The sequence below is a fragment of the Nonomuraea sp. NPDC003754 genome (assembly GCF_053605785.1).
This window is the reverse complement of record NZ_JBSGJX010000011.1, coordinates 73192-99478: the sequence shown is the minus strand read 5'-3', so window position 1 is coordinate 99478 and position 26287 is coordinate 73192. Positions and strand designations below refer to the sequence as shown.

General features: G+C 71.4%; 23 protein-coding genes and 1 pseudogene. 17 read left to right on the top strand and 7 right to left on the bottom strand.

What is annotated here, in order from left to right; genetic code table 11:
- Positions 1–87: 87 nt before the first annotated feature.
- From ACWEVS_RS16285 to ACWEVS_RS16245, 9 genes and pseudogenes are all read left to right on the top strand, one after another.
- Positions 88–852: a phytanoyl-CoA dioxygenase family protein gene (locus tag ACWEVS_RS16285; protein ID WP_452552101.1), complete on the top strand. Its 765-nt coding sequence runs from the start codon at positions 88–90 to the stop codon at positions 850–852.
- Positions 837–1838, top strand: coding sequence for a phosphotriesterase family protein (locus tag ACWEVS_RS16280; protein ID WP_354913025.1), 1002 nt, complete (start codon positions 837–839; stop codon positions 1836–1838). The genes ACWEVS_RS16285 and ACWEVS_RS16280 overlap by 16 nt, the downstream gene beginning before the upstream one ends.
- Positions 1784–2971, top strand: a complete 1188-nt coding sequence (locus ACWEVS_RS16275; protein ID WP_449916350.1) for a cytochrome P450 — start codon at positions 1784–1786, stop codon at positions 2969–2971. The genes ACWEVS_RS16280 and ACWEVS_RS16275 overlap by 55 nt, the downstream gene beginning before the upstream one ends.
- Entirely contained in the window at positions 2968–3768 is an 801-nt protein-coding gene (locus tag ACWEVS_RS16270; RefSeq protein ID WP_452552098.1) for an SDR family NAD(P)-dependent oxidoreductase, read from the top strand. The genes ACWEVS_RS16275 and ACWEVS_RS16270 overlap by 4 nt, the downstream gene beginning before the upstream one ends.
- A gap of 5 nt (positions 3769–3773) precedes the next feature.
- Positions 3774–4634: a Gfo/Idh/MocA family protein gene (locus tag ACWEVS_RS16265; RefSeq protein ID WP_452552096.1), complete on the top strand. Its 861-nt coding sequence runs from the start codon at positions 3774–3776 to the stop codon at positions 4632–4634.
- Positions 4635–4834: 200 nt separating this feature from the next.
- Positions 4835–5800, top strand: a complete 966-nt coding sequence (locus ACWEVS_RS16260) for an ABC transporter substrate-binding protein (protein ID WP_452412853.1) — start codon at positions 4835–4837, stop codon at positions 5798–5800.
- A gap of 68 nt (positions 5801–5868) precedes the next feature.
- On the top strand, positions 5869–6828 hold the full coding sequence (locus tag ACWEVS_RS16255; protein WP_452552202.1) for a FecCD family ABC transporter permease: 960 nt from the start codon (positions 5869–5871) through the stop codon (positions 6826–6828).
- Between the two features lie 44 nt (positions 6829–6872).
- A pseudogene (locus ACWEVS_RS16250) lies at positions 6873–7589 on the top strand (ABC transporter ATP-binding protein); the annotation flags it as partial.
- Positions 7586–8218: an adenosylcobinamide amidohydrolase gene (locus ACWEVS_RS16245; RefSeq protein WP_452412854.1), complete on the top strand. Its 633-nt coding sequence runs from the start codon at positions 7586–7588 to the stop codon at positions 8216–8218. The pseudogene ACWEVS_RS16250 and the gene ACWEVS_RS16245, both read left to right, overlap by 4 nt.
- Positions 8219–8332: 114 nt before the next feature.
- Here ACWEVS_RS16245 and ACWEVS_RS16240 read toward each other — a convergent pair whose 3' ends face one another.
- Both ACWEVS_RS16240 and ACWEVS_RS16235 read right to left on the bottom strand, forming a co-directional pair.
- On the bottom strand, positions 8333–10156 hold the full coding sequence (locus tag ACWEVS_RS16240; RefSeq protein WP_452552094.1) for a hydantoinase B/oxoprolinase family protein: 1824 nt from the start codon (positions 10154–10156) through the stop codon (positions 8333–8335).
- Positions 10153–12258 carry a hydantoinase/oxoprolinase family protein gene (locus tag ACWEVS_RS16235; protein WP_452552092.1) on the bottom strand — a complete coding sequence of 702 codons (2106 nt, stop codon included), beginning with the start codon at positions 12256–12258 and terminating at the stop codon, positions 10153–10155. Before ACWEVS_RS16235 ends, ACWEVS_RS16240 begins: the two co-directional genes overlap by 4 nt.
- A gap of 92 nt (positions 12259–12350) precedes the next feature.
- On the opposite strand from ACWEVS_RS16235, the gene ACWEVS_RS16230 reads away from it, so the two are divergent.
- The 3 genes from ACWEVS_RS16230 (at position 12351) to ACWEVS_RS16220 (ending at position 16105) form a co-directional block, all read left to right on the top strand.
- Positions 12351–13835 (top strand): hypothetical protein, encoded by a 1485-nt coding sequence (locus ACWEVS_RS16230; protein WP_452552090.1) that lies wholly within the window; start codon positions 12351–12353, stop codon positions 13833–13835.
- Positions 13835–15379 (top strand): serine/threonine protein kinase, encoded by a 1545-nt coding sequence (locus ACWEVS_RS16225; RefSeq protein ID WP_449917550.1) that lies wholly within the window; start codon positions 13835–13837, stop codon positions 15377–15379. Before ACWEVS_RS16230 ends, ACWEVS_RS16225 begins: the two co-directional genes overlap by 1 nt.
- Positions 15380–15442: 63 nt before the next feature.
- The gene (locus tag ACWEVS_RS16220; RefSeq protein ID WP_354913003.1) at positions 15443–16105 is read left to right on the top strand and encodes a response regulator transcription factor; all 663 of its coding nucleotides are present in this window, start codon (positions 15443–15445) and stop codon (positions 16103–16105) included.
- On the opposite strand, the gene ACWEVS_RS16215 is transcribed toward ACWEVS_RS16220, so the two are convergent.
- A complete protein-coding gene (locus ACWEVS_RS16215; RefSeq protein ID WP_452552088.1) occupies positions 16045–16746 on the bottom strand; it encodes a hypothetical protein in 702 nt (233 codons plus the stop codon). The genes ACWEVS_RS16220 and ACWEVS_RS16215 overlap by 61 nt on opposite strands.
- A 176-nt stretch (positions 16747–16922) precedes the next feature.
- On the opposite strand from ACWEVS_RS16215, the gene ACWEVS_RS16210 reads away from it, so the two are divergent.
- Genes ACWEVS_RS16210 through ACWEVS_RS16200 form a run of 3 tightly spaced genes read left to right on the top strand, consistent with a single transcriptional unit; the run spans position 16923 to position 20655 of the window.
- Complete coding sequence (locus ACWEVS_RS16210) at positions 16923–18962, top strand: DUF6421 family protein (protein WP_452412858.1); 2040 nt, start codon at positions 16923–16925, stop codon at positions 18960–18962.
- Positions 18959–19588 (top strand): SDR family NAD(P)-dependent oxidoreductase, encoded by a 630-nt coding sequence (locus ACWEVS_RS16205; protein ID WP_449916324.1) that lies wholly within the window; start codon positions 18959–18961, stop codon positions 19586–19588. The genes ACWEVS_RS16210 and ACWEVS_RS16205 overlap by 4 nt, the downstream gene beginning before the upstream one ends.
- Entirely contained in the window at positions 19585–20655 is a 1071-nt protein-coding gene (locus ACWEVS_RS16200; protein ID WP_449916321.1) for a threonine aldolase family protein, read from the top strand. The genes ACWEVS_RS16205 and ACWEVS_RS16200 overlap by 4 nt, the downstream gene beginning before the upstream one ends.
- Here ACWEVS_RS16200 and ACWEVS_RS16195 read toward each other — a convergent pair.
- Positions 20625–20918 (bottom strand): DUF3467 domain-containing protein, encoded by a 294-nt coding sequence (locus ACWEVS_RS16195; protein ID WP_354912993.1) that lies wholly within the window; start codon positions 20916–20918, stop codon positions 20625–20627. The genes ACWEVS_RS16200 and ACWEVS_RS16195 overlap by 31 nt on opposite strands.
- A 114-nt stretch (positions 20919–21032) precedes the next feature.
- Complete coding sequence (locus tag ACWEVS_RS16190; protein ID WP_449916315.1) at positions 21033–21656, bottom strand: DUF305 domain-containing protein; 624 nt, start codon at positions 21654–21656, stop codon at positions 21033–21035.
- A gap of 95 nt (positions 21657–21751) precedes the next feature.
- On the opposite strand from ACWEVS_RS16190, the gene ACWEVS_RS16185 reads away from it, so the two are divergent.
- The gene (locus tag ACWEVS_RS16185; RefSeq protein ID WP_452552085.1) at positions 21752–22471 is read left to right on the top strand and encodes a DUF3105 domain-containing protein; all 720 of its coding nucleotides are present in this window, start codon (positions 21752–21754) and stop codon (positions 22469–22471) included.
- Positions 22472–22519: 48 nt separating this feature from the next.
- Here the strand turns inward: ACWEVS_RS16185 and ald are convergent, their stop codons facing one another.
- Positions 22520–23635, bottom strand: coding sequence for an alanine dehydrogenase (ald, locus tag ACWEVS_RS16180; RefSeq protein ID WP_354912987.1), 1116 nt, complete (start codon positions 23633–23635; stop codon positions 22520–22522).
- A gap of 137 nt (positions 23636–23772) precedes the next feature.
- Between ald and ACWEVS_RS16175 the strand changes: the two genes are divergently transcribed.
- On the top strand, positions 23773–24888 hold the full coding sequence (locus tag ACWEVS_RS16175; protein ID WP_452552083.1) for an excalibur calcium-binding domain-containing protein: 1116 nt from the start codon (positions 23773–23775) through the stop codon (positions 24886–24888).
- A 22-nt stretch (positions 24889–24910) separates the two neighbouring features.
- Here the strand turns inward: ACWEVS_RS16175 and ACWEVS_RS16170 are convergent, their stop codons facing one another.
- Positions 24911–26284: an NCS2 family permease gene (locus ACWEVS_RS16170; protein ID WP_449916310.1), complete on the bottom strand. Its 1374-nt coding sequence runs from the start codon at positions 26282–26284 to the stop codon at positions 24911–24913.
- Between the last annotated feature and the right edge of the window lie 3 nt (positions 26285–26287).

The window sequence follows — 26287 nt, the reverse complement described above, 5'->3', positions numbered from 1 at the left end:
CCCGAGCGTGCGCCCGGCGCGGGTGCCGCGCATGAGTAGGTCCCTACTCATCTTGTTTTACCAAGCGCTTGCTCAGACACTGGGCTCATGGACGTGCGCGCGACGACCGCCGGCGAGACCGCCTTCTTCCACGCCAACGGGTGGGTACGGCTGGCCCGCCTGGTCGACCAGGACACCGCGACCGACCTGCGCGACCGCGCTCTCGCCCGGCTGGGCGAACGCCCCAGGTCCCGCGCCACCCTCGTCGACCGGGCCTTCGGCCAGTCACGCGACATCGCGCAGGAGGACAAGAGGTTCGCCGAGCTGACCAGGCGCCTGGCGCCGAACGCGGTGCGGCTGCTGTCCGGCGTGAGCGCGGTCCGGATGCAGGTGACCAACCTGCTGGTGAAGGACGGCGGCGGCGCGGACGGGCACGGCGCCACGCCGTTCCACCAGGACTTCCCGTGGATGCCGATGGACCGCTCGGCCATGCTGACGGTCTGGCTGGCGCTGGCCGACGTGCCCGCCGACATGGGCGCGCTGCGCTTCTACAGCGGCTCCCACCGCCACGGCCTGCTCGGCAGGAGCTTCACCACCACCGGCGACGACCAGCTCACCCAGCACCCGTGGCTGAAGGAGCTGGAGCTGTCGCCGCCGCTGGACCTCGCGGCCGGCGACGCGACCGTCCACCACGCGCTGACCGTGCACGGCGCGCCCGCCAACCGGCACCGCTCGCCCCGGCTGTCGTTCACCGTGACCTACTTCGACGCCGACACGCTCTACACCGGCATGCCGTACGGCCAGACCGACGGCCTCGGCCTGGCCGTCAACAAGCCCTTCGACCACCCGAGGTTCCCGTGCCTTGGACGGTGAGCGGCTTCCGGGCCGACCTCGGCGCCACGCTCATGCACGAGCACGTCTTCGGGCTGAGCCCCGAGATCCTGTGGAACTGGCCCGACATCCCCGAAGGCTGGGACCTGGAGACGCGGGCCCGGCAGGCGGCGGCCAAGCTCGACGCGCTCAAGGCGGCCGGCATCGACACGATCGTCGACCTCACCGTGGTCGGCCTCGGCCGCTACGTGCCCGCCGTCCAGCGGGTGGCCGAGCTGACCGAGCTGACGATCGTCGCCGCCACCGGGCTCTACACCTACGACGCGCTGCCGCCCTACTTCGCCAACCGCGGTCCCGGCAGCCTGTTCGGCGGTCCCGACCGGCTGGCGGAGTTCTTCGTCAGGGACATCACCGAGGGCATCGGCAGGACGGGCGTGAAGGCGGCGATGCTCAAGTGCGCCACCGACCACGCCGGCATGACGCCGAACTGCGAGCGGGTGTTCAGGGCGGTCGCCGAGGCCCACGTGGCCACGGGCACGCCCATCACCACCCACAGCGCCCAGCCGGGCGGCCTGGAGCAGCAGCGGGTCCTGGCCAAGGCGGGCGTCGACCTGAGCAGGGTGGTGATCGGCCACGCGGGCGACTCCACCGACCTCGCCTACCTGGAGGAGCTCATCGCCAACGGCTCCTACCTGGGGATGGACCGCTTCGGGATCGAGACGATCAGCTCCTTCGACGACAGGGTGAGCGTGGTCGCCAGGCTGTGCGAGCGCGGCCACGCGGGCCGGCTCGTCCTGTCCCACGACTCCTACTGCTTCAACGACCGGTTCGACCACGACGTCGTACGGCGCCGCCACCCCAACTACCACCTGCTCCACATCACCACCGACGTCCTGCCGGCGCTGCGCGGACGAGGTGTCACCGAGGAGCAGATCCATCAGATGCTGGTCGACAACCCGCGGAGGATCTTCGGATGGACTTCGACGTCACCCAGGACTGGCACGTCGCCGCGCCGTACGACTTCCTGAGACGGCTGCGCCACGAGCAGCCGGTCTTCCGCAGCGAGCACCTCGGCGCCTACGTCCTGACCAGGTACGCCGACGTGCGCGCCGCCTACGGCGACCACCGCGCGTTCTCCTCGCGGGGCTCGCTGACGATCTCGCGCAGCCTCACCGAGGAGACCAGGCGGAAGCTGGGCGAGCACGGCTCGTTCCTGTCGAGCTTCGTGGCCAACGTGGACCCGCCCGACCACACCCGCCTGCGCCGCTCGGTCTCGCGCGCCTTCACCCCCCGCGCGGTCGCGGCGCTGGAGCGGCGCTTCCGCTTGCTCAACGAGAGCCTGCTCGACCGCATGGCGGGCCGCCGCGCGGCCGACTTCGTCCAGGAGATCGCGCACGAGCCCTCGGTCAAGCTCACCGCCGCCTTCATCGGCGTGCCCGCGGCCGACGAGGAGTTCGTCCAGCGGCGGGTGAAGGAGTGGTTCCAGCTCTTCCTGTCGCCGCAGCCGCCGGAGCGGCAGCTCGAGCTCGCCGACGGCTTCCTGACCTATCTCGACTACGTGGACCGGCTGGTCGCGGCGAGGGCTAAGGACCCGCAGGACGACTTCACCTCGCTCATGACCGCGCTGATCGGCAAGGAGCTGTCGCACCGCGAGGTGGTCGAGCTGATCTCCACGATCCTGCTCGGCGGCAACGACACGGTGCCCAACCAGCTCGGCAACAGCGTCCTGCGGCTGCTCAGGGAGGGCCGCTGGCCGGTGCCGCCCGAGCTGGTGGCCGGCGCGGCCGAGGAGTGCATGCGCATCGACGGCGCCTCCCTCGGCTCGTTCAGGTTCGCCGCCACGGACATCGACCTGCACGGCGTGACGATCCCCGCCGGGGCGCTGGTGCTGCTGTCGACCGACTCCGCGGCCCACGACGAGACCGTCTTCCCCGACCCGGAGAGGTTCGTGATCGACCGGCCGAACGCCGACGCGCACATGGTCTTCGGCTACGGCATCCACTTCTGCGTCGGCGCCGCCCTCGGCCGCCTGCAGCTGCGCACCGCGCTCGACGTGCTCGGCCGCCGGCTGCCGGGGCTGCGCCTGGCCGAGGGCGCGCCCGTCGCCTACCGCCGGTCGATCGTCGGCCGCGGCCTGCCGTCGCTGCCGGTCGAGTGGTGACCCGCTTCGCCGGCAGGGTGGCGCTGGTCACCGGCGCGGGCTCGGGCATCGGCGCGGCCTGCGCGGCGCGGCTGGCGGCCGAGGGCGCCAGCGTCGGCGTCGCCGACCTGCGCGCGGCGGCCGCCAGGCGCACGGCGGCCGCGATCAGGGCGCGGGGCGGCTCGGCCATGGCCATCACCTGTGACGTCTCCGACGAGGCGCAGGTCGCCGCGGCCGTGGTGGACCTGGTGAGCTGCTTCGGCCGCCTCGACGTGCTCCACTCCAACGCCGCCTGCCTCGACCGCGACGTCTACGGCCGCGACGGCGACCTGGCCGACCTCGACGTGGCCGTGTGGGACCGGACGATGGCGGTCAACCTGCGCGGCGCCATGCTGATGGTCAAGCACGCCGTCCCGGCGATGGGCGGCGGCGGGTCGATCGTCATCACCTCCTCCCTGTCCGGACTCCTCGGCGACGTCGACCACGCCGCCTACGGCACCTCCAAGGCGGCCATCGGCGGGTTCGTCCGTTACGTCGCCACCATGTACGGCGCGCGTGGCGTCCGCTGCAACGCCGTGGCCCCCGCGCTGGTCATGACCGAGGCCGCCAGGCTCGCGCTCGGTCCCGACCGGCTGGCCGACAAGGCGGCAGAGCGGCTGCTGCCCTGGCCGTGCGAGGTGGACGACGTGGCCGCGCTGGTGGCCTTCCTCGCCTCCGACGAGGCGCGCTGCGTCACCGGCCAGACGCTGGTCATCGACTCGGGCACCTCCGCGCACCGGCCCGAGCACGCGATCCACGCGCGGCAGGGCCTAGAGTGACGGCCGTGGAACCTGTGGCGGTGGGACTGGTGGGCGCGGGCCCGTGGGCGGAGATGGCGCACGCGCCCATGCTGGCGAAGGGGCCGCACACGCGGCTCGCGGGCGTGTGGGCGCGCCGTCCCGAGGCGGCGGCCCGGCTGGGTGCTCCCGTCCACGAGCGGATCGAGGACCTGTTCGACGCCGTCGAGGCGGTGGCCTTCTGCGTGCCGCCCGCCGTCCAGGCCGAGCTCGGCGTGCTGGCCGCCAAGGCGGGCAAGGCGCTGCTGCTGGAGAAGCCGCTGGCGGCCGACCTCGACAGCGCGCGTCGGCTGGCCGACGCGATCGGGGAGGCGGGCGTCGCGTCCCAGATGCTGCTCACGCTGCGCTACTCCCCGGGCACGCGTGACTTCCTGGCCGGGTGCGCCCGGATCGGGGCGTTCGGCGGCCATGCCGCCGCCATCTCGGGGGTGCTGAGCGGCGGCGGCGACTTCGCCACGCCGTGGCGGCTGGAGCGCGGCGCGCTCCTCGACGTCGGGCCGCACGTCATCGACCTGCTCGACGCCGCCCTGGGCAGGGTGGTCGGCGTCCGCGCCCACGGCGACCCGCTCCGCTGGGTGGGCCTGCTGCTGGAGCACGAGGGCGGCGCCGTCAGCGAGGTGTCGCTGACCATGGCCGCGGTGGGCGACCTGCCGCCGCTGCGGGTCGAGGTGTACGGCACGCAGGGCAGCGTCCGGCTGCCCGCCTCCGACGACGACGAGTTCGCGCGCGTGGCCGAGGAGTTCGCCACCACCGTACGGCGGGGCGGCGGCCACCCGCTCGACGCCGCGCGCGGCCTGCACCTACAGGAGATCATCGCCGCCGCGGAGGCCCAGCTCGCCACCCCTTGACTTCGGGCCCATCGGGAGAATTGATAGCGTTTGTCCGACGCGCAGCGTTGCAGCGAAGTCCGGTGCGAGTCCGGCGCTGTCCCGCAACTGTCATAGCCAGGTCGCCTGCCGCCGCGCCGACGTCATCAACCCTCGTGGAAAAGGGTGATCCGTCGCATCTTCGCGGGTCTCTCGGTTCCGACAGTGTGAAAGGACTACTCGTGAGGCCCGTACGCACGGCCTTCGCGGGCGCGCTGCTGGGAACGGTCGTCCTGGCCGGCTGCGGCCAGACTCCCGCTCCCTCCTCCGCCCCCTCGGCCACCGCCCCCTCGGCCGCCCAGACCACCGCCCCCGCCGCGCAGGAGGCCGCCTTCCCCGCCACCGTGCAGGCGGGCAACGGCGCGGTCACCATCGCCAAGAAGCCCGAGCGCATCGTCTCCATCTCGCCGACCGCCACCGAGACCCTCTTCGCGATCGGCGCCGGACCGCAGGTCGTCGCCGTCGACGACATGTCCACCTACCCCGCCGAGGCGCCCAGGACCGACCTGTCGGGCTTCAAGCCCAACGTCGAGGCGATCATCGCGCACAAGCCCGACCTCGTCGTCGCCTCCGACGACAAGGTGGCCGCCCAGCTCGCCAAGGTGAATGTGCCCGTCCTCGTGGAGCCCGCCGCCACCAAGATCGACGAGGCCTACGACGAGATCGTCGATCTCGGCGTGGCGACCGGCAACAAGGCCAAGGCCGACGAGGTCGTCTCCGGGATGAAGGCCACGTTCGACCGGCTGGCCGCCGAGGCGCCGAAGGCCTCGAAGCTCACCTACTACCACGAGCTCGACACCACCCCCTACGCCGCCACGTCCACGACCTTCATCGGCCAGATCTACGGCATGTTCGGCCTGGTCAACGTCGCCGACAAGGCGCCCGACGCGGCGGGCGGCTACCCCAAGCTGTCGGCGGAGTTCGTCGCGCAGGCCGACCCCGACCTGATCTTCCTGGCCGACGTGAAGTGCTGCCAGCAGAGCAAGGAGACGCTGGCCAAGCGGCCCGGGTGGCAGGACCTGAAGGCCGTCAAGAACGACCGCGTCACCCAGCTCGACGACGACATCGCCTCCCGGTGGGGTCCGCGCATCGTGGACCTGGCCACCACGATCGGTGACGCCGTGCGGAAGGCCGACACGAGCCAGTGAAGCCGCACGTGCCCGCCAGGGCCAGGCCGCTGTGGGTCGCGGCCGCTCTCGCGGTCCTCGCGCTCTCGATGATCGCGGGACTGCTGGGCGGCGCTGCCGACATCTCGCCCTGGCAGGTCGTGCTCCAGGCCGCCGACTGGCTGCCGTGGATCCACGTCGACTCCGGGCTCGCCCCCGTCGAGCAGGGCCTGCTGTGGCAGCTGAGACTGCCGCGCGTGCTGGTGGCCGCCACCGTGGGCGGCCTGCTGGCCGTCGCGGGCGGCGGCTACCAGGGCGTCTTCCGCAACCCGCTGGCCGACCCCTACCTGCTGGGCGCGGCCTCGGGCGCGGGCCTGACGGTCACGATGGTGATCGTGTTCCTGCCCGGCAGCGTCGCGAGCGTCCCCCTGGCCGCCTTCGCCGGCGCGGTCGGCGGCGTCTTCCTCGCCTACGCCCTCGGCAACACCGCCGGGCGCTCCGGCGGCACCGCCACGCTGGTGCTGGCGGGCGTGGCCGTCACCTCCTTCCTCACCGCCATCCAGACCTTCGTCCAGCAGCTCAAGGTCGAGGAGCTCGAACGCGTCTACGCCTGGATCCTCGGCGATCTGCAGGGCGGGTGGGACAAGCTCGCGCTCGTCGCGCCGTACGCGGTCGGCTCCAGCGCCCTGCTCCTGCTGCACGGCCGGATGCTGGACGTGCTGTCCGTCGGCGACGACGAGGCGACCACCCTCGGCGTCAGGGCGGCCAGGGTACGGCTGGCCGTGCTCTTCGGCGCGTCCCTGGCCACCGCCGCCGCCGTCGCGGTCAGCGGACTCATCGCCTTCGTGGGCATCGTCGTCCCGCACGTGGTGCGCCGCCTGGCCGGCGGCTCCTACCGGATCGTGCTGCCGCTGTCGCTGATCGGGGGCGGCGCCTTCCTGGTCCTGGCCGACCTCATCGCCCGCACCGTCATCGCCCCCGCCGAACTGCCCATCGGCGTGGTCACCGCCTTCGTCGGCGCGCCGTTCTTCGTCGGCGTGCTGCGGATGACCAGGAGGGCGGGGATGTGATCGAGACCCGTGAGCTGTCGGTCGTACTGGGGGAGCGGCAGGTGCTGGCCGAGGTCTCCATGACCGTACGGCGGGGCGAGTGGCTGGCCGTGATCGGGCCCAACGGCGCGGGCAAGTCCACGCTGCTGCGCGCGATCATGGGGCTGGTGCCGTTCGCCGGATCGGTGCTGTTCGACGGGGCGCCGCCGGGCCGGCCGCGCGAGCGGGCCAGGACGGTCGCCTTCGCCCCCCAGACGCCCGCGCTTCCCGCCGACATGACCGTCTTCGACTACGCGCTGCTGGGCCGCACGCCGTACATCCCCTATCTCGGGCGGGAGAGCAGACGCGACAGGGACGTGACCGCCGCCGTGCTCGACCGGCTCGACCTCGCGGGGCTGGCCGGGCGGCGGGTGGAGAACCTGTCGGGCGGCGAGCGGCAGCGGGTCGTGCTGGCCAGGGCGCTGGCCCAGGAGGCGCCGGTGCTGCTGCTCGACGAGCCCACCACCGCCCTCGACCTCGGTCACCAGCAGCAGGTCCTCGAACTGGTCGACCAGCTCAGGCTGGCCGACGGGCTGACCGTCGTCACCACCCTGCACGACCTGAGCCTCGCCGGACAGTACGCCGACCGGCTGCTCCTGCTCGCCGAAGGGCGCGCGATGGCCTCGGGCGCGCCGGTCCAGGTGCTCACCGAGGAGCTGGTGGGCAGGCACTTCGACGCGCATGTCAAGATCGAGCCGGGCCCCGACGGGCGGCCCGTCGTCCACCTGGTGAGGGGCCGTTGAAGCTGTCCTACCGGACCGAGGAAGGGGCCAGGCTCGGCTCGCTGCTGTGGGAGTTCGGGCCCGGCTGGCGGATGATCTCCTCCGCGATGCTCGGCGGCGGCATCGGCCCGCGTTCGTGGGTGCTGAACGCCCAGGTCGTCGCCGGATACTCGCGCATGGACCCGGTCGACCACCTGGTCTCCCTCGGCCCGGACGGGGAGGGCGTCGGGATGATGACCGCGGCCTCCGTCGACCGCTACACGACCGGCTCGGACGGCGGGGTCGAGGCGGTCGCGACCGTCGGCCTGCGCGTCCCCACCTGGGCCGCCGCCGCTCCCGACCACGTCGATCCCGAGCTGGCGCCCCTGCGGGTCGGCACGATCAACCTCATGATCACCGTCCCGGTGGCCATGACCGACGCGGCCCTGGTCAACGCGGTCATGACCGCGACCGAGGCCAAGACTCAGGCGCTCGTCGAGGCCGGCTTCCCCTGCACGGGCACCGCCTCCGACGCCGTCTGCGTCGCCGTTCCCGCGGCGGGCCCGGCGGAACTGTTCGGCGGCCCGCGCTCCGACTACGGCTCCAGGCTCGCCCGTGCCGTCCACACCGCCGTACGGCAGGGCGCCGCCGAGTGGCGTCCCCGCGGCTGATCACCTGACGCCGCGCTTCGCCCGGTCGCTCACCTCGGCGGCGTCCCCGCACGCGCGGCTGATCACCCACGGGCTTCCGCTCGCGTCGTCCGTGGTGTCCCCGCGCGCGGCTGGTCACCCGCGCAGGCCGTAGTCCTCCCTGGCCGCCCGCGCGCTGACCCGGCCCGCCCGGACGTCGGCCGCCACCAGGGCCCGGTCCCTGAGCAGCGGCGAGCCCAGCCCGCCACCGCCGGTCGTCTCGACCACGAACGCCTCTCCCGCCTGGAACAGCACGTTGTTCGCCTTGGCCGGCAGCCGCTCGAGCGAGCCGTCCGCCCGCCGCCGGAAGAAGCCGCCCAGCCTGCCGGGCAGCCCGCCGTCCCGGCCGGGAGGGGCGTGGCGCAGCCGGTCGCCGCGCGTCGTGACATGGCACGGCGCGAGGAAACGCAGGACCGTGCGCGAGCCGAGCCCGCCCCGGTACGCGCCGGGACCGCCCGAGTCGGTGATGGTCTCGATCGACTCGACGACCAGCGGGCAGCGCGTCTCCACCGGCTCGGCCTGCGGCACGGAGTTGCGGCCGATGCCGAAGTGCACGCCCGTCGCGTCGGGCCCGTCCAGCCCGCGCCGCGCGCCCACGCCGCCGAAGTCGTAGGACAGGTGGATCCAGTACGGCGCGCCGACGGCGGCGATCGAGAACGGCTGGAGGATGCCGCTGGCGGCGATGGCCCGCTCCGGCATCGCGTCGGACAGCGCCTGGAAGATGGCCTCCATCGCCGCGTAGATCGGCACGAACCTGCCGCCGCACGGGTGCGGGGGCAGGGCGTTCAGCAGCGACCCCTCCGGCAGCAGGACGCTGATCGCGCGCAGGCAGCCGTCGTTCATGGGGATCGTGGGGTCGAGGAAGCAGCGCACGGCGAAGACGGCGGCGGCCAGCGACTGCGACGCGGAGGCGTTGATCGCGGCGGGTACCTGCGGGTCGGTCCCCTCGAAGTCCACCACCACGTGCGCGGCGGCTCCCGACGGCGGGGGACCTGGTGACGAGCGGTCCGGTGATGAGCCGCCCGATGGTGAGCCGCTCGGTGACGAGGGGCCCGATGGTGAGCCGCCCGGTGACGAGGGGCCCGATGGCGAGCGGTCCGGTGATGAGCCGCCTGATGGCGAGGGGTCCGTGGACGGCGGGCCCGTCGTGACCGCGACCCTGACCGTGTGCGTCCGGTCCGGGTGGACGCCGTCGTCGTCGATCGGGTACGACCCGGTGAAGCGGCCACGCGGCAGGTCGGCCAGTGCGGCCCTGGTGCGCGCCTCGGTGTAGTCCAGGTAGGCGTCGATGCCGCGCGCCAGGCCTTCGGCTCCGTGCTCGGCGACGAGCGACGACATCCGGGCGGCGGCGACGGCGGTGCCCGCGACGAGCGCGCGCACGTCGCCCATCACCTTGTCGGGCGTGCGCGAGTTGGCGCGCAGGATGGCCTCGACGGCGGGTTCCAGACCCGCCGCGGTGGCCAGCCGTACGGGAGGGAGCTGGAGGCCCTCGAGGAAGATGTCGGTCGCCAGCGGCGCCATGCCGCCCGCCGACAGGCCGCCCAGGTCCGAGACGTGGATCATGGTCGCGGTGAAGTAGGCCGGCCCGCCCGAGACGAAGACGGGCCGGTAGACGAGCAGGTCGTTGGTGTGGACGCCGCCGCGGTAGGCGTCGTTCAGCACGTAGACGTCGCCCTCCCGCATGGTGCCGGCGGGGTGGTCGGCCAGCAGGTACGGCAGGGCGACCTTGAGCGCCATGCTGTTCATCAGCGTGGTGGCCGTCGACTGGGCGATCAGCCGTCCCCTGGCGTCCAGAAGGGCGGCGGAGGCGTCGGAGCCCTCGACGATGAACGTGGAGTAGGCCGAGCGGACGACGACGATGCTCGCCTCCTCGGCCGCGACGACCAGGGCGTTGCGCAGGACCTCCGCGGTCAGGGTCATGCCCGGTCCTCCTGCCCGGTCGTCCTGGTGAGGACCACGGCCCCGTCGGACGCGAGGGCGGCGCTCCAGCCGGGCGGGACGACGATGGTCGACTCGGGGTCCTCGACGATGGCGGGGCCCGCCAGCCGGGTGAGCGCGGCGCGGGGCAGCACGGGCACCTCGGCGTAGCCGCCGCACTCGGCGAAGTAGGCGACCCTGCGGCCAGTGCCCCCCGCTCGTGCGACCCCGACCCCGGCCCCTGTCACCTCGGCCCCTGTCACCTCTGCCCCTGTGATCCCGGCCCCTGTGATCCCGGCCCCGGCTCCGGGGAGCTCGCCGGTGGCTCGGGTCCCGGCAGCAGCGTTCGTGGCGGGGACGCTCAGCCGGAGGCGGAAACTGACCAGCTCGATCTCGCCCTCCTGCGCGATGCCGTACACCTGCCGGTACTTCTCGTGGAAGGCGCCGGCCACCGACGGCCCCCACGGGACGGTGAGCTCGTGCGCCTGGCCGCGGAAGCGGACGTCCACCGCGCGCTCGGCCCGCACGCCGGGAGCGCCGGCGGCGACCGCGAGATCGTCGCGGGCCGCGGCCTCCAGGGCGGCGAAGACGGCCTCGGGATCGGCGGCCGACGGCGCGGACCGCACGCGCTCGGCCGTCAGCTCGCCGGCCAGCAGCCCGGCGGCCGAGGCGACGCCGCACAGGGCCGGCACCACGACCGTGCCGATGCCGAAGCGCTCGGCGACCCTGGCCGCGTGCATCGGGCCCGCGCCGCCGAAGGCCACCATGACGAACCCGCGCGGGTCGATCCCCCGCTGCACGGTCACCACGTGCACCGCCGATCCCATCGCCGCCGCGACGATCTCGTGGACGGCGTGCGCCGCCGCCGCGCGCGACACCCCGAGCGGCCCCGCCACCCTGTCCAGCGCCTTCTCCGCGAGGTCGGCGGAGAGCAGGAAGGCCGAGAAGGAGGCGGGGGAGAGGTAGCCGAGGACCAGGTTCGCGTCGGTGACCGTGGGGGCGGAGCCACCCAGCCCGTAGCAGGCCGGGCCGGGGGAGGAGCCCGCCGAGCGCGGCCCCACACGTAACGCGCCGGCCTGGTCCACCCACGCGACGCTGCCGCCGCCCGCGCCCACCTCGGCCAGGTCGATGGCAGGGGTCTTCACCGGCACGCCGGTGCCCGCCCGGCGACCGCCGAAGCTGCCCTTGCCGCCGACGTGGAACTCGTGGGTGATCTCGGGTCTGCCGTTCGTGATGACGCAGGTCTTGGCCGTGGTGCCGCCCATGTCGAAGGAGATCACCCGGGGGTGCCCGGTGCGCGCGGCGGCCAGCACGCCGGCCGCGGGGCCGGACTCGATCGTCGCCACCGCCCTGCGCGCGGCCTGGGCGGCGGACATGACGCCGCCCCCGGACTCCATGACGTGCACGGGGGCGGTGATGCCCAGCGCGGCGAGCCCTTCGCGGAGCCTGGTGAGGTAGGACGACATGAGCGGCCCCACGTAGGCCGACATGACGGTCGTCGTGGCGCGTTCGTACTCCCTGAGCTCCGGCCACACCTCCGACGAGATCACCACCTCGGGCACGTACTCCTTCAGCACGGCGGCCACCTGCCGCTCGTGGGTGGGGTCGGCGTAGGAGTGCACCAGGCACACCGCGGCCGAGGTGATGCCGCGGGCGGCGATCTCGCGGCCGGCCCGCCGTACGGACTCCTGGGAGAGCGGCACGAGCACCGAGCCGTCGGCGGCCACGCGCTCGTCCACCTCGAAGCAGTCCTCGGCGGCCACGGGTGGCGGCGGCGGGGTGAAGCGGAGGTCGTAGCGGTCCTCCTCGACGCGCGCGTAGCGGCCGAGCGGGAGCAGCGAGCGGAAGCCCCGCGTGGTCACGAAGGCGACGCGGGCGCCGGTGCGTTCGAGCACGGCGTTCGTGGCCAGGGTGGTGGCGTGGACGACCCTCTTGACCTTCGAGGGGGTGGCATAAAACAGCACTTGGGAGATACTGGACATGATGCCAGTGAGTGGGTCGTCAGGGGTGGTCAGACACTTCGCGACGGACACCTCGCCGTACGGGCCGTGCAGCACGGTGTCCGTGAATGTGCCGCCGACGTCAACCCCGATCTGGTATTCCACGTCGATACGGTAGGACTCAAGCAAGCGCTTGTCACGATTGACTTTCGGTGGGCGGTTGGGAGTCTGGTTCTGTCGTCGGTAGGGAGCTCGTTATGAGGCGTCTCGCAGTGCCCGGAGTGGCGGTCGCCCTCGCGATGTTGAGCGTGCCCCCGGCATTAGCGCATAACCACCCCAGCGGCATCACCGACCTGGTCACGCCCGCGGTGGCGCGGGTCGAGGCCAAGGCGATCATCGACATCACCCTGCTCGACCACGTCGGCGAGCTGCTGCACATCGAGCGCACCTACGACGTGCCCATCGGGACGGGCACCGGCACCATGGTCAATCCCGACGGCACGCTCGTCACGCTCACCCAGGTCGTCCACACCGACAACGACCTGGCGGTCTACGCCGCGAACAAGGTGTTCGGCGACTACCACAAGGTGAACATCCCCGCCGACTTCGACCGGCACACGGTGTCAGACGATCAGCTCAACCACCATCTCCAGCTCTGCTACGACCTCAAGAGCAAGATGTCGACCTGCATCGTCGACATCAAGCAGGACATCACGGTGTTCCCGAACATCACGCCCGCCGGCCGGGGGTTCAAGGCCGAGGTCGTGAAGCTCGGCGACGACCCGCTGTCGCCGGCCGTCCTGCGGCCGACCTCGACGTCCGAGGGCGGCATCGGGATGCCCACGGCGCCGCTGGCCGACAAGGTGCCCGACAAGGTCGGCGCGCCGACCGCGGTCGCGGGATTCCTCGGCAGGCCGGCCGCCACGCAGCCCCTCAAGGTCGAGATCGCGCACCTCGGTCCCGGCGGAGCGGGTGAGGGCGGGCGGATCTTCGCCGACCCGCAGAAGAAGGTCGACGAGCCCGTCAAGCTCGGCAAGCTGATCGACCAGGGCATGCTCGGCGCGCCCGTCATCGGTGACAAGGACGGCCACGTCATCGGCCTGCTGGTCGGTGGTGGCACGGTGGCACGGATGATCGGCGTCAGGGAGATCACCTCCGCGCTGGCCGCCGCCAAGACGCCCGCGCGCAGGGGTCCGCTCGACGCCGCCTTCGAGGCGGCGCTGACCCGGTACCACACCCACAACTACACCGACGCCGCGCCGGCCTTCAAACGCGTGCTCGACTACTACCCGGGTCAGCCGGTGGCCCAGGCGCACCTGAAGGACTCGCTGGCCAAGAAGGGCACGGCCCAGGACATCGGCGCCCGCAAGGCCACCGCGCCTCCGCCCACCAGCATCCCGCTGTGGCCGTTCGTCGTCGGGGCGGCGGTCCTGCTGGCGCTGGCCGCGGGGATCGCGGTGCTGCTGTGGCGGCGCCGCCGCAGGGCCGGACCCGAAGGAGAAGAACTGGAGGAGATGCAGCCGCAGGAGGTTCACGTCGGCGCACCGCCGCCTGATGACGGCGCCAATCCGACCGTGATGGTCAGACGATCGCAGAACTTCCCTGCGGTCCCACCGCAACAACCGCAGTCGCAGCCTGTGCTGACCGCACAGCAACAGGTGAAGTTCTGCACGTCCTGCGGTATGAAACTGGGCCCCGCGCACCGGTTCTGTGGCTACTGCGGCCACCCGATCGAAACGTGATGCACTTGAACGAGAGATCCCTGATCGGCCAGGAGGTCGCGGGATACTACATCGAGGACGTCATCGGCAAAGGCGGCATGGCGGTGGTCTACCTTGCGCTGGACCCCCGCCTGAGCCGCCGCGTGGCCCTGAAGATCCTCAATCCGCTCCTCAGCGTGGACGACCGCTTCCGTCAGCGCTTCATCCTGGAGTCGAGGACCGTCGCCAGCATCGAGCACCCCAACATCATCCCGATCTACGAGGCCAACTCCGACGAGAAGGGCGTGCTCTACATCTCGATGCGCTATGTGGACGGCCTCGACCTGCGCAGATTCATCTACGACCGGGGACCGATGCCGGTCGGTCAGGTCAACTCCATCGCCGCGCAGGTGGCCGCGGCACTGGACGCCGCCCACGCGCACGACCTGATCCACCGCGACGTGAAGCCGGCCAACATCCTGCTGGCGGGCGACCACGTCTACCTGACCGACTTCGGCATCACCAAGCACCGCACCTCGATCACCGGGCTCACGCAGACCGACCAGTTCATCGGCACACCGCGCTACATGTCGCCTGAGCAGATCAACAAGGAGCACATCGACGGCCGCGCCGACCAGTACGCGCTGGCCTGCGTCGTCTACGAGGCCCTGGCGGGGCGGATGCCGTTCGAACGCGACAACGACGTCGCCCTGCTGTGGGCGCACCTGGCCGAGGCGCCGACACCGCTGTCGCACCTGCGCCAGGAGCTACCGCTCGAGGTCGACGGGGTGATGATGAAGGCGCTGGCGAAGTCGCCCGAACAGCGCTATCCCACCTGCACGGCGTTCGTCGGCGCGCTGCGCGACGCCATCAGCGGCGAGTACGCGCCCACGCGCCCGCAGCAGCAGACCGGCATCCCGCCGGAGGCCAAGACCCGTGCGGCCAAGCCCAGGACGGCCAAGCGCGCCGCCGGCGCCCCGCCGCGCAGGCGGAAGAAGCTGGTGCTCTTCCTGACCGGGGCGGTCGCCGTCCTCGCCGCGATCGCCGTCGCCGCCGTGCTCTTCCTGACCAACAGAAGCGAGGAGATGCGGGTCTACAAGCCGTCCGCCGCGGTGCCGATGAGCTTCGACTACCCCGAGAGCTGGACGGCCGAGACGCACCTGGACCTCTTCGCGCTGGCCTCGCCGAGCGCCCCGCAGTTCGAGTCGCTGTTCGTCGCGGGCCCTGACGCCGACTGGAAGGAGGTCCACGCACTGGATCCGGCCGACACCCAAGGCGTGTTCGTCCAGCTGGCCGACACCTTCGATCCGAAGGCCGACCTGCAGACCATGCAGGAGACGCTCAACACGATGCTGCCGGGCAAGGTGACCTTCAACAGCGAACCCAGCAAGGCGCTGGTCGCCGGCCGGCCCGCCACCGAGTTCACGGGCTTCATGCAGAGCCCCGACCACTCCAGCGAGCTGAACGTGACGGGCTATCTCGTCGAGACGCCCTCCAAGCCGGCGCTCATCCTCTACTTCTGCGCGCCGGAAGCATGCGACCCCGAGACGCTGGCGAAGATCAAGACGAGTGTGGCGCTCACTTGAGCCTGACTTGGAGCCCGCTGTACCCCTATGGGCAAGAGCGTCCCCAACGTCTACTCTCCGCGTGTGGGTATTCGCATCGTCATCGCGGACGACCAGGCCATGGTCCGAGTGGGCCTGCGCATGGTCGTCGACAGCGAAGAGGGCATGGAGGTCGTCGGCGAGGCCGCCGACGGTCATGAGGCGCTGGCCGTGGTCAGGCGGACGCGTCCGGACATCGTGCTGATGGACATCTCCATGCCCCGCATGGACGGCCTCGCCGCGGCCAGGAAGATCTTCGAGGAGCCCGCGCCGCCGAAGGTCGTCATGCTGACGACGTTCGACACCGACGAGAACCTCTACGCCGCCCTGCGCGCCGGCACCAGCGGCTTCCTGCTCAAGGTGTCGCCGCCCGAGCAGCTCGTGGAGGCGATCAGGGTCGTGCACGCCGGTGACGCCCTGCTCGACCCCGCGGTGACCAGCCGGGTCATCGCCTCCTTCGCCGGGCGGCACGACCCCACCCCGCCGCCGCAGCTGGCCGACCTGACTCCGCGCGAGCTCGAGGTGCTGCGCCTGCTGGCGCGCGGGCTGACCAACGCCGAGATCGCCCGCGAGCTGTTCGTCGGGGAGGCCACGGTCAAGACGCACGTGGCCCGCGTGCTGATGAAGCTGCACCTGCGCGACCGGGCTCAGGCCGTCGTGTTCGCGTACGAGTCGGGCGTGGTCCGGCCGGGCGCGGCCATCGGGTAGTACGCGGCCCAGGCCGCGTCGCCCATGCGCAGCACCTTCAGGCCCGTCCAGCCCAGGGCGAGCACGGGCGCGCACCAGAAGGGCACGGTCAGCGGGCCGTACGGCACAGCGAAGGAGCCCAGGTAGCCTAGGCTGACGACCAGCGGCACCCACCAGCCGACGAAGCCGGACCGCCACACCGCCACGGTCAGCAGCGGCAGGCCGATCAGGCCGAGGAACATCCACGGTTGGAAGGCGCCCACGGTGATCGGCAGGCCGAGCATCTCGTCCATGATCTGCTGTGCCCGCTCCGGCGGGTAGTGCCGGCCCAGCCACCACTCGACCGGGTCGATGATCAGCATGCCGGACAGCGAGCTGTAGCCGATCACCGCCATGGCGGCGGCCACGTGGCCGAGCCTGGTGTTGCGGCGCCGGGTGAGGTGGGCCAGGCCGAGCGCGGCCACGGCCATCAGCAGCCAGCTCCAGTGGTAGAGCGCGGACTGCAGCTGGGCGAGGGTGGGGTTGACCCCGAAGCTGACCGCCTCGCGGTCGTCGCCCCACGTGCCCGGATCGACGACGACGGCGACCGCCTGCAGCAGCGGTGCGGTGATGAGGAGCGTGCCCGCCGCGATCCTGCGGAAGGCGACCTGGTTGTTGAGCATGCCAGGCACGCTAGGTCGCGCCGGGCCGCCGGTCGTCCGCCTGCTGACCGATCCGCCGTCACCCGGCCGGGGGAGCGGGACGCCACCCCTGTCTCGCGATTCGGGAGGGTATAGCGGTCCATGCCCGTTCTATGTGTATATTTTCCGTAAGAGAGCGTCCGAAACAGGAGATTTTCATGCGAGCGTTCCCCAGGGTGCTGTTCGACGAGGCGCACAGCGAGTCGTGGACGATCAGGCGTGAGGTCGCCGAGGCCATCAATCCCGCCCACCCCGACGACAACAGCTACGCGCGCGCCGCCGACCTGCTGCGCCGCCTGGGGCACCGGGTCACCTCCGGCAGCCTGGAGCAGCTCGCCGACCACGACGTCCTGGTGGTCGCCCACCCGTCGCAGCAGCGCTGGGAGCGGACCACCGGCCAGGGCAGCCCCGTCTTCACCGCCGACGAGCTCAACGCCATCGAGTCCTTCGTCGCCGACGGCGGCGGGCTCATCGTCCTGGCCGAGGAGGAGCAGGACAAGTACGGCAACAACCTGGCCGAGCTGCTCGCCCGCTTCGGCATCGGCATCACTCACACCACTGTCCGCGACCCCGGCAACGCCCACCGCGGCGTCGCCACCTGGGTGCTCGGCACCCCCTCCACCGGCGGCGTGCTCGCCGGCGTCGGCAGCGCCTGCTTCTACCGCTCCGGCGTGCTCACCGCCCGCGACGACGCCACCGTGCTGTTCACCACCTCCGCCACCGCCGACCCCGCGGGCGCGCCCCTGGCCGTCTCCGTCGAGTACGGCAAGGGCAAGGTCGTGGCCTTCGCCGACTCCGACCTGTTCGGCGACGACTCCATCGACGACTACGACCACCGCGCCCTGTGGGGCAACGTCGTGACGTGGGCGGCCCGGGTGCCGTCCGCCACCCGTCCGGCCGGCGCCCAGGACGAGGCGAAGTCCGAGCTGTTCGCCCAGCTCAAGGCCGTCGTCGAGGAGCTGCGCCCGCTCCAGGCCAAGGACGGCTCGGTCCCCGACGACAAGCAGGCCGCCGCCGCCCTCGTCGGCTACGTCTCCGACCTCGTGGGCCGCCTGTCCGGCTACTTCCCGCACGACGCCGCCTACCTGCAGGCCGTTCAGGCAGACCTGGCCAAGTGGCTGGAGCAGGGCCTCGGCGTGCCCGACTTCCTCGACTCGCTCAACCTCTTCCACCCCGACACCCAGCGCGTCGACGGCCTGGAGCACCTCGTGGTGTTCCCCATGTACACCCAGAACGGCAACCCCAACCGCAACCTCGAAGCGGTCTGGATCCGCACGATCTGGCCCGACTGGCTGGCCGAGCTCGAGTCCAACGGCTACGACAACCCGCTGTTCGTGCCGATCGCCTTCGAGGACTTCACCGCCGGATACGACACCTTCTCGGCGGTGCTGTTCCCCGAGACCGTCGCGGTACGGCAGGCGCCCGAGCGCTTCACCTGGGGCGGCATCTTCGCCGACCGGGAGGCCGCGCGCTTCCGCTCGGTCAGCAGCGCCGCCGCCCGGACGCTCAAGCTGGACCTGCCGCCGGACGCGGCCAGGCTGCTGGAGTCGCAGGAACTGGCCCAGGACACCTTCGTCATGTGGGACCTCATCCACGACCGCACCCACAGCCACGGCGACCTGCCGTTCGACCCCTTCATGATCAAGCAGCGCATGCCGTACTGGCTGTACTCGCTGGAGGAGCTGCGCTGCGACCTCACCGCGTTCGGCGAGGCGGTCAAGCTGGAGGCGGCGGGCGTGCCGCACGCGCGCTACGTGCAGCTAGCGATCCTGTTCGACCGGCTCTTCCGCTTCCCCATCACCGGTGAGCGGGTGCGCAACTACGACGGGCTCGGCGGCCAGCTGCTGTTCGCCTACCTGCACCGCAACGACATCATCAGGTGGACCGACAACCGGCTGTCGATCGACTGGAACCGCGTCGCCGACGGCGTGGCCGACCTGCGCGGCGAGGTGGAGAAGCTCTACCGCGACAGCATCGACCGCGCCAAGATGGCGCACTGGATCGCCGCCTACGAGCTGGTCACCGCCTACGTCGAGCCGCACCCCCGTTCGGTGTGGAAGACCGGCCGGCTTCCCGAGGAACAGAAGGCCATGGTCGACGCCGTGCTGCCCGACGAGTTCCCCCTGAGCATGTTCTACGAGGCCCTCCGCCGTAAGCTCGGTGACGTCGTCGAGTCCACGAAGGGGATCCGAGCATGATCCTTCTGATCACAGGTGCGGCCGGGCCGACCGGGCAGGCCGTCGCCAAGCACTTCACCGAGAACGGTCACACGGTCATCGGTGTGGACAAGGACGACGTCGACCTGCTCGACCGCGGCGCCGTCCAGGCACTGGCCGAGCGCATCGAGGCCGAGCACGGCCAGGTCGACGGCGTCGTCCACCTGGTCGGCGGGTGGCGTGGCGGCAAGACGTTCGCCGACACCGACCTGGAGGACTGGGCCGTCCTGCACGACCTGCTGGTCCGCACCCTCCAGCACGTGACGCTGGCCTTCGAGCCGCTGCTCAGGAAGTCCGACAACGGCCGGTTCGTCATCGTGTCGGCCAAGGCGGCCGAGAAGCCCACCGCGGGCGGAGCCTGCTACGCGGCGGCCAAGGCCGCCGCCGAGGCGTGGACGTTCTCGCTGGCCGACGCGTTGAAGGACACCGGTTCGGCGGCCACCGTCCTCGTGGTCAAGGCGCTGCTGAACGACGCCATGAAGGCCGCCAAGCCGGAGGCGAAGTTCGCCGGGTTCACCCACGTCGATACCCTCGCCGAGGCGGTCGCGCAGCTGTACGAGCGGCCCGCCGACGAGATCAACGGCATCCGATTGGACCTCACCCAGTGATTCCCCGCCACGACCCCGCTCTCAAGGCGTTCGCCAGCGACAACTACGCAGGCGTGCACCCGGAGATCCTCCAGGCCATCGTCACGGCCAACGAGGGCCACCAGATCTCCTACGGAGAGGACGTTTACACCGAGGCGTTGCAGGAGATCTTCAGGAGCCACTTCGGCGCCGGAGCCCAGACCTACCCGGTCTTCAACGGCACCGCGGCCAACGTCGTCTCGCTGCGCGCCATGACCCGGCAGTGGGAGGCCGTGGTCTGCGCCGACACCGCGCACATCCACACCGACGAGGGCGGCGCGCCCGAGGTCGTGGGCGGCATCAAGCTGTTCACCGTGCCCACGCCCGACGGCAAGCTCACGCCCGCCCTCATCGACACCCAGGCGTGGGGTTTCGGCGACGTCCACCGGGCCCAGCCCAAGGTCGTCTCGATCTCCAACACCACCGAGCTCGGCACCCTCTACACCCCGGACGAGATCGCGGCCATCTGCGAGCACGCCCACGGGCTGGGGATGACCGTCCACCTCGACGGCTCCAGGCTCACCAACGCCGCCGCCGCGCTGGACGTGCCGCTGCGCGCGCTGACCACCGACGCGGGCGTGGACGTCCTCTCGTTCGGCGGCACCAAGATCGGCCTGCTGTACGGCGAGGCCGTCGTCGTGCTCAACCCCGAGGCGGCCACCGGCGTCGACTACCTGCGCAAGACGTTCATGCAACTGGCCTCGAAGATGCGCTTCGTCTCCGCGCAGTTCGAGGCCCTGCTGTCGGGCGACCTGTGGCTGCGCAACGCCCGGCAGGCCAACGCCATGGGGGCGCGGCTGGCCGCGGCCGTCCGCGACATCCCCGGCGTGGAACTGTCGAGGGAGGCGCAGGCCAACGCGGTCTTCGTGCGCCTGCCCCAGGACGTCACCGAGCGGCTGCAGAAGCGGTTCCGCTTCTACACCTGGAACGCGGCCACCGGCGAGGTGCGCTGGATGTGCTCCTTCGACACCACCGAGGCCGACGTCGACGCCTTCGCCGCCGCCGTGGCCGAGGAGCTTCAGGGCGAGCCGCCGATCTCCTTCTCGTAGGCGGTCAGCTGCTGCTCCAGGGCCTTCATCAGCTCGAAGACCTGGCTCGGCGGAATTCTGATACGGCTGACGATCCGAGTCGGGACGCTCACCACGGGCTGTCCCGACTCGGGCTCCTCCGCCAGCTGCGGCGGCCTGGTGATCACCGCGAAGTCGAGCACGAACCCGTCGCGGGTGTGCCAGACGGAGGCGAAGTTGGCGTACTGCCCCGCCTCCACCTCCGGCGAGATGCTGACCTCCAGGCGGCTTTCGGGCTCTCCCATGTCGCCATCGTGCCTTATTTCCGGATCCACGGCATGGTCACGCGCCGCTACCGCAGAACCCGCACCGCAGGGCCGCGCGCCGCTACGCAGGAGCCGCGGCTGGGCCGCGCGCCGCTACCGCAGGATCGACGGCAGGGGTGCCGCGCCGCGCTGCTTCAGCAGGTCCGTCATCAGCTTGATCTCGCTGGTCTGGCTGTTGACGATCTGCTGGGCCAGCCCCTTCACCTCGGCCCGGTCCGACAGCTCCAGCAGGCCCTTGGACATCTCCACGCCGCCCTCGTGATGGCGGATCATCAACTGCAGGAAGAAGATCTCGGCCTCCTTGCCCTGCAGGCTCCTGAGCCTGGCCATCTCCTCCGGGGTGGCCACACCCGGCATCGGCTCGGGCTTGTCCTGGGTGCCGCCGTGGCCCGCGTGGCCGACCATCCACGCCATCTCGGGACGGGCGCTCGCCTGGTCGAGCCCCCACTGCTGCAGCCACCCGATGAACATCCCGCGCTGCGCGGTCTGGGTGACGATGATGTCCTCGCTCAGGTTCCTGATGTCGGGGGAGGCCGACCTGTCGCGCGCGGCGAAGGCCATCTCGGTCGCCTGCGCGTGGTGTTTGCCCATGTCGCGGGCGAATCCGGCCTCGGCGGACGAGTCGGTGGGAGTGCCGGTCCTGCCCATCACGAAGAACAACACTGCGGCGACCGCGAGCGCGGCGAATCCCGCGATCAGAAGAGGCTTTTTCGTCATCGTTTTCCCAGACTACTCACCGGTCCTTCCTTATTCGCCACATACGCCCCGAGGGCATAGGGTGACCCGCAGTTGGTGACCCCATGGAGGAACTGATGACGAAGGAGAAGGCGCAGGCGCGACGCGAGCATCTGGCGAAGATGCGGGCGGAGCAGAAGGCCAAGGAGCGCCGGTCCGCCATGCTGATGTGGGGCGTGGGCGGTCTCGTCATCCTCCTTCTGGTCGGCGGCGTCGGCTTCTACATCGTGAAGGACCGGCAGGCGACCTCGCTCGACGCGGTGACCAACGTCTCCTACGCGGGCGGCGAGCACGTCTGGAGCTCGGTCAAGTACAAGGAGAGCCCGCCCGTCGGCGGCAAGCACAACAACTACTGGCAGCAGTGCGCGATCTACGACAAGCCCATCCACAACGAGCACGGGGTTCACTCGCTCGAGCACGGCGCCGTCTGGATCACCTACCGCCCCGACCTGCCCAAGGCCCAGCTCGAGAAGCTGAAGACGATCGCCGAGTCGACAGGCGACTCCAAGTACATGCTGGTCAGCCCGTACCCCGGCCTGCCGGCCCCCATCGTGGCCAGCACCTGGGGACACCAGCTGACCTTCCAGGACGCCGGCGACGCCAAGCTGCCCAAGTTCATCACCAAGTACCAGAACGGGCCCGACACCCCTGAGCTCGGCGCCACCTGCGGCGGCGAGTACGCGATCACCTCGACCGCCGACCAGCAGCCGCTGCCGCCGGAGCCCAAGAACACGACGACGCCGCTGCCGCACGAGTCGCTCGCGCCCTCGGCCACGCCGTCGTCCGCCAAGTCCTGAGCCAGGAGCCGTCTCGCCGATCGCGGGTGACCGGCGCGACGGCTCCCGCTAGCCGAGCACCTCGGCGATCGGCGTCGCCACGAGCCCGTGCGCCTCGGCCACGGGCTCGCTGAGCAGCCGCCCCTCATGCGTGCTCAGCCCCCGGGCCAGCACGCGGTCGCTGCGCAGCGCCGCCAGCCAGCCGTTGTCGGCGATGGCCAGCGCGTAGGGCAGCGTGACGTTCGTCAGCGCGAACGTGGAGGTGTGCGGTACCGCCCCCGGCATGTTCGCCACGCAGTAGAACAGCGAGTCGTGCACCGGGTAGGTCGGCTCGGCGTGCGTGGTGGGCCGGGAGTCCTCGAAGCAGCCGCCCTGGTCGATGGAGATGTCGACCAGCACCGAGCCCGGCTTCATCCTGCTGACCAGCTCGTTGGTGACCAGCGTCGGCGCCTTCGCGCCCGGCACCAGCACCGCGCCGATCACCAGGTCGGCCTCCAGCACGGCCTTCTCGATCTCCAGCGTGTTCGAGGCGATCGTCTGGCAGTAGCCCTGGTAGATCATGTCGGCCTGGCGCAGCTTGTCGATGTTGCGGTCGAGAAGCAGCACCTCGGCCTGCATGCCGAGGGCGATCGCCGCGGCGTTCATCCCCGACACGCCCGCGCCGATCACGACGACGTTCGCCGCCCGCACGCCGGAGACGCCGCCCATCAGCACGCCGCGGCCGCCCTCGGGGCGCATCAGGTGGTAGGCGCCCACCTGCGGCGCGAGCCGTCCGGCCACCTCCGACATCGGGGCGAGCAGCGGCAGGGCGCCGTTGTCCGCCTGCACGGTCTCGTAGGCGATGCCGGTCACGCCCGCGTCGAGCATCGCCCTCGTGCACGCCTCGGAGGCCGCCAGATGCAGGTAGGTGAACAGCACCTGCCCCTTGCGCATCCGGTGGTACTCCTCGGCGATGGGCTCCTTGACCTTCAGGACGAGGTCGCCCATGCCCCACACCTCGTCGGGCCCGTCGAGCACCACCGCGCCGACGGCGACGAAGTCCTCGTCGGGAATGGACGATCCCCTTCCCGCGTCCCGTTCGACGAAGACCTGATGTCCATGCCTGATCAGTTCGTGCGCGCCCGCGGGTGTGAGGGCCACGCGATACTCGTGGTTCTTGACCTCGCGAGGAACTCCGACCTTCATATGTCCAATGTCCCCCAGGCCGGGGGCGACACTCTGTATGGACCGTGCCAAGGTTCTTGGCAGACTGTCGATGATTTCCCGGTTCCTGCCGTCCTCGCTAGGCTCTGCGGAAGCACCAGTCAGGATGGGGTTCACGGATGGAGAAACCGCCGCCGCCGGGGCGTCCGCCCGGGGCGCAGCCCGCAGCGGTCCCCGAGGGGCCGAGGGCGAGCAGGCTCACCACCATCGTGCTGATCGTCTCCCTCGTCCTGGTCGTGCTGACCGCGGGTGTGCTCGGCACCGTCGCGGTGCTCATGACGAGGAACCCCGACTCGCCGCTGTTCGGCGGCAAACCGCCGATCAGGCTGGGCGAGCCGATCTACTTCGCCCCCGTCGAGGACCAGAAGGCCTCGCCGTGCCCGGGCCAGAAGGTGGCGCTCTCCCAGGACGGGAAGATCTGTTACTTCCTGTCCGAGGCGGTGCCCGTCTCGGCGGTGCAGGCGATCGAGACGGTGAAGGAGAAGGACAGCTACGGCGTCAGGATCGCGGTCGCCCCGGCCTTCCGCGACGCGCTGGCCGCGCTGATCAAGGAGCGCGTCGACCAGCAGATCGCCATCCTGGTCGGCCAGAACGAGACCGCCACCGTGCTGGCCGCGCCCACGGTCGCCCAGCAGATGAGCGGTGACAGCGTCAGCATCGCGGGCTTCACCAAGGACAAGGCCGACGCGCTGGTCAAGGCGATGCTGGGCGCCGCCGTCACCCCCGCACCGCCCCAGCCGGGCGTCCCCGGCACGAGCACCACGCCCCAGCCCGGCACCACACCCGGCACCACGCCCCAGCCCGGCACCACCCCGCCCGGTACGCAACCCGGCGCCACTTCGCCGGGTACGCAACCGGGCGCCACGCCGCCCGGTACGCAGCCCGGCACCACCGGGACCGGGGCGACCCCGCCCGGAGCCCAGCCGGGGACCACCCAGCCCGGCACCGGCCAGTCCGGCACCGGCCAGTCCGGCACCGGCCAGTCCGGCACCGGCCAGTCCGGGGTCCGCACGACCGCCACGGCGTCACCGGGCGCGGGTCTCGGCACGTCCGCCGACGCCTCCCGGAGCACGCGTTCCTCGCTCGACGCCGGCACCGAGAAGCGCTACTCCACCTGCAAGGAGGCACGGGCGGCCGGGTACGGCGGGCCGTACCAGAAGGGCAGGCACCCGCAGTACTACTGGTACACCGACAAGGACGGCGACGGCTTCGCCTGCGACCCGCAGGACGGCTAGACGTCGCGCCGGTGCCGGGCCGTCAGAACAGGCCGCTCAGCGCGAAGTAGGCGACGAAGATCAGCGAGACCACCCACAGCAGCCCCGGGATCTCGGCGTACTTTCCGCGCGCCGCCTTGATGACGGTGTAGGCGATCACCCCCGCGCCCACTCCGTTGGTGATGCTGTAGGTGAACGGCATCAGCACGATCGTCAGGAACGCCGGGATCGCCAGCTCCAGATCCTCCCACGGCACGTTACGACTCTGCGTCATCATCAGCGCGCCCACCAGCACGAGCGCCGGCGCGGCGGCAGCGGCGGGCACCACCTCGGCCAGCGGCGTGAACAGCATGGTCAAGCCCAGCAGCGCGCCCGTCGCGACGCTGGCCAGGCCGGTGCGGGCGCCCTCGCCCACACCGGCCGCCGACTCCACGAACACCGTGTTGGAGGAGGCGCTGCACAGGCCGCCGATCACGCCCGCCATGCCGTCCACGGTCAGGATCGCGCCCAGCCGCGGCACCCGGCCCTGGGTGTCGACGAGTGACGCCTCGTCGGCCACCCCGATGATGGTGCCCATCGCGTCGAAGAATCCGGACAGCACCAGCGTGAACAGCACGATGGAGGCGGTGACCGCGCCCGCGGTGACGAACCCGCCGAACAGGTCGACGTTGCCGATCAGCCCGAAGTCGGGCGGCGAGATGACGGCCTCGGGCACGTGGGGCACCACGATGCCCCACTGCTTCGGGTCGATGGTGGCCACGGCGTTGACGACGATCGCGACCAGCGTGGTGATCACGATCGAGAGCAGGATCGCGCCGGGCGTCTTGCGGACGAACAGGATGATCATCAGCAGCAGCCCGAAGGAGAAGACGGCCACCGGCCAGCCCGTCAGCCGCCCGGTGGCGCCGAGCTGAAGGGGAGTGGCGCCGGTACCGGAGACGAATCCGGCGTCCACCAGGCCGATCAGCGTGATGAACATCCCGATGCCCACGCTGATGGCGTGTTTCAGCGCCAGCGGGATCGAGTCCATGATGAGCCGGCGGATGCCCGAGACCGCCAGCAAGATGATCACCAGACCTTCGAGCACGACCAGGCCCATCGCCTGCGCCCACGTCATGTGCGGCGCCGCCTGGTAGGCCACCACCGCGTTCAGCCCGAGGCCGGCCGCCACACCGAAGGGCGCGTTGCCGACGAAGGCCATCAGCAGCGTGCTGACCGCCGCCGCCAGCGCGGTCGCGGTGGTCAGCTGGCCGATGTCGAGCCGCGCGCCCGTGACGTCCCTGGCGCCGGCCAGGATGATCGGGTTGAGCAGGACGATGTAGGCCATCGCCATGAAGGTCGTGATCCCGCCGCGGATCTCGCGTCCGACCGTCGCCTCGCGGGCGGACAGTTCGAACAGCCGGTCGAGCACGATCATCCC

Bases quoted from the DNA above. Each gene is read 5' to 3' on its own strand.
- ACWEVS_RS16225 (WP_449917550.1), top strand. From the start codon at position 13,835: ATGCACTTGAACGAGAGATCCCTGATCGGCCAGGAGGTCGCGGGATAC.
- ACWEVS_RS16185 (WP_452552085.1), top strand. From the start codon at position 21,752: ATGACGAAGGAGAAGGCGCAGGCGCGACGCGAGCATCTGGCGAAGATG.
- ACWEVS_RS16190 (WP_449916315.1), bottom strand. From the start codon at position 21,656: ATGACGAAAAAGCCTCTTCTGATCGCGGGATTCGCCGCGCTCGCGGTC.
- ACWEVS_RS16230 (WP_452552090.1), top strand. From the start codon at position 12,351: ATGAGGCGTCTCGCAGTGCCCGGAGTGGCGGTCGCCCTCGCGATGTTG.
- ACWEVS_RS16195 (WP_354912993.1), bottom strand. From the start codon at position 20,918: ATGGGAGAGCCCGAAAGCCGCCTGGAGGTCAGCATCTCGCCGGAGGTG.
- ACWEVS_RS16205 (WP_449916324.1), top strand. From the start codon at position 18,959: ATGATCCTTCTGATCACAGGTGCGGCCGGGCCGACCGGGCAGGCCGTC.
- ACWEVS_RS16275 (WP_449916350.1), top strand. From the start codon at position 1,784: ATGGACTTCGACGTCACCCAGGACTGGCACGTCGCCGCGCCGTACGAC.
- ACWEVS_RS16215 (WP_452552088.1), bottom strand. From the start codon at position 16,746: ATGCTCAACAACCAGGTCGCCTTCCGCAGGATCGCGGCGGGCACGCTC.
- ACWEVS_RS16170 (WP_449916310.1), bottom strand. From the start codon at position 26,284: ATGATCGTGCTCGACCGGCTGTTCGAACTGTCCGCCCGCGAGGCGACG.
- ACWEVS_RS16255 (WP_452552202.1), top strand. From the start codon at position 5,869: ATGATCGCGGGACTGCTGGGCGGCGCTGCCGACATCTCGCCCTGGCAG.
- ald (WP_354912987.1), bottom strand. From the start codon at position 23,635: ATGAAGGTCGGAGTTCCTCGCGAGGTCAAGAACCACGAGTATCGCGTG.
- ACWEVS_RS16210 (WP_452412858.1), top strand. From the start codon at position 16,923: ATGCGAGCGTTCCCCAGGGTGCTGTTCGACGAGGCGCACAGCGAGTCG.
- ACWEVS_RS16175 (WP_452552083.1), top strand. From the start codon at position 23,773: ATGGAGAAACCGCCGCCGCCGGGGCGTCCGCCCGGGGCGCAGCCCGCA.
- ACWEVS_RS16240 (WP_452552094.1), bottom strand. From the start codon at position 10,156: ATGACCCTGACCGCGGAGGTCCTGCGCAACGCCCTGGTCGTCGCGGCC.
- ACWEVS_RS16285 (WP_452552101.1), top strand. From the start codon at position 88: ATGGACGTGCGCGCGACGACCGCCGGCGAGACCGCCTTCTTCCACGCC.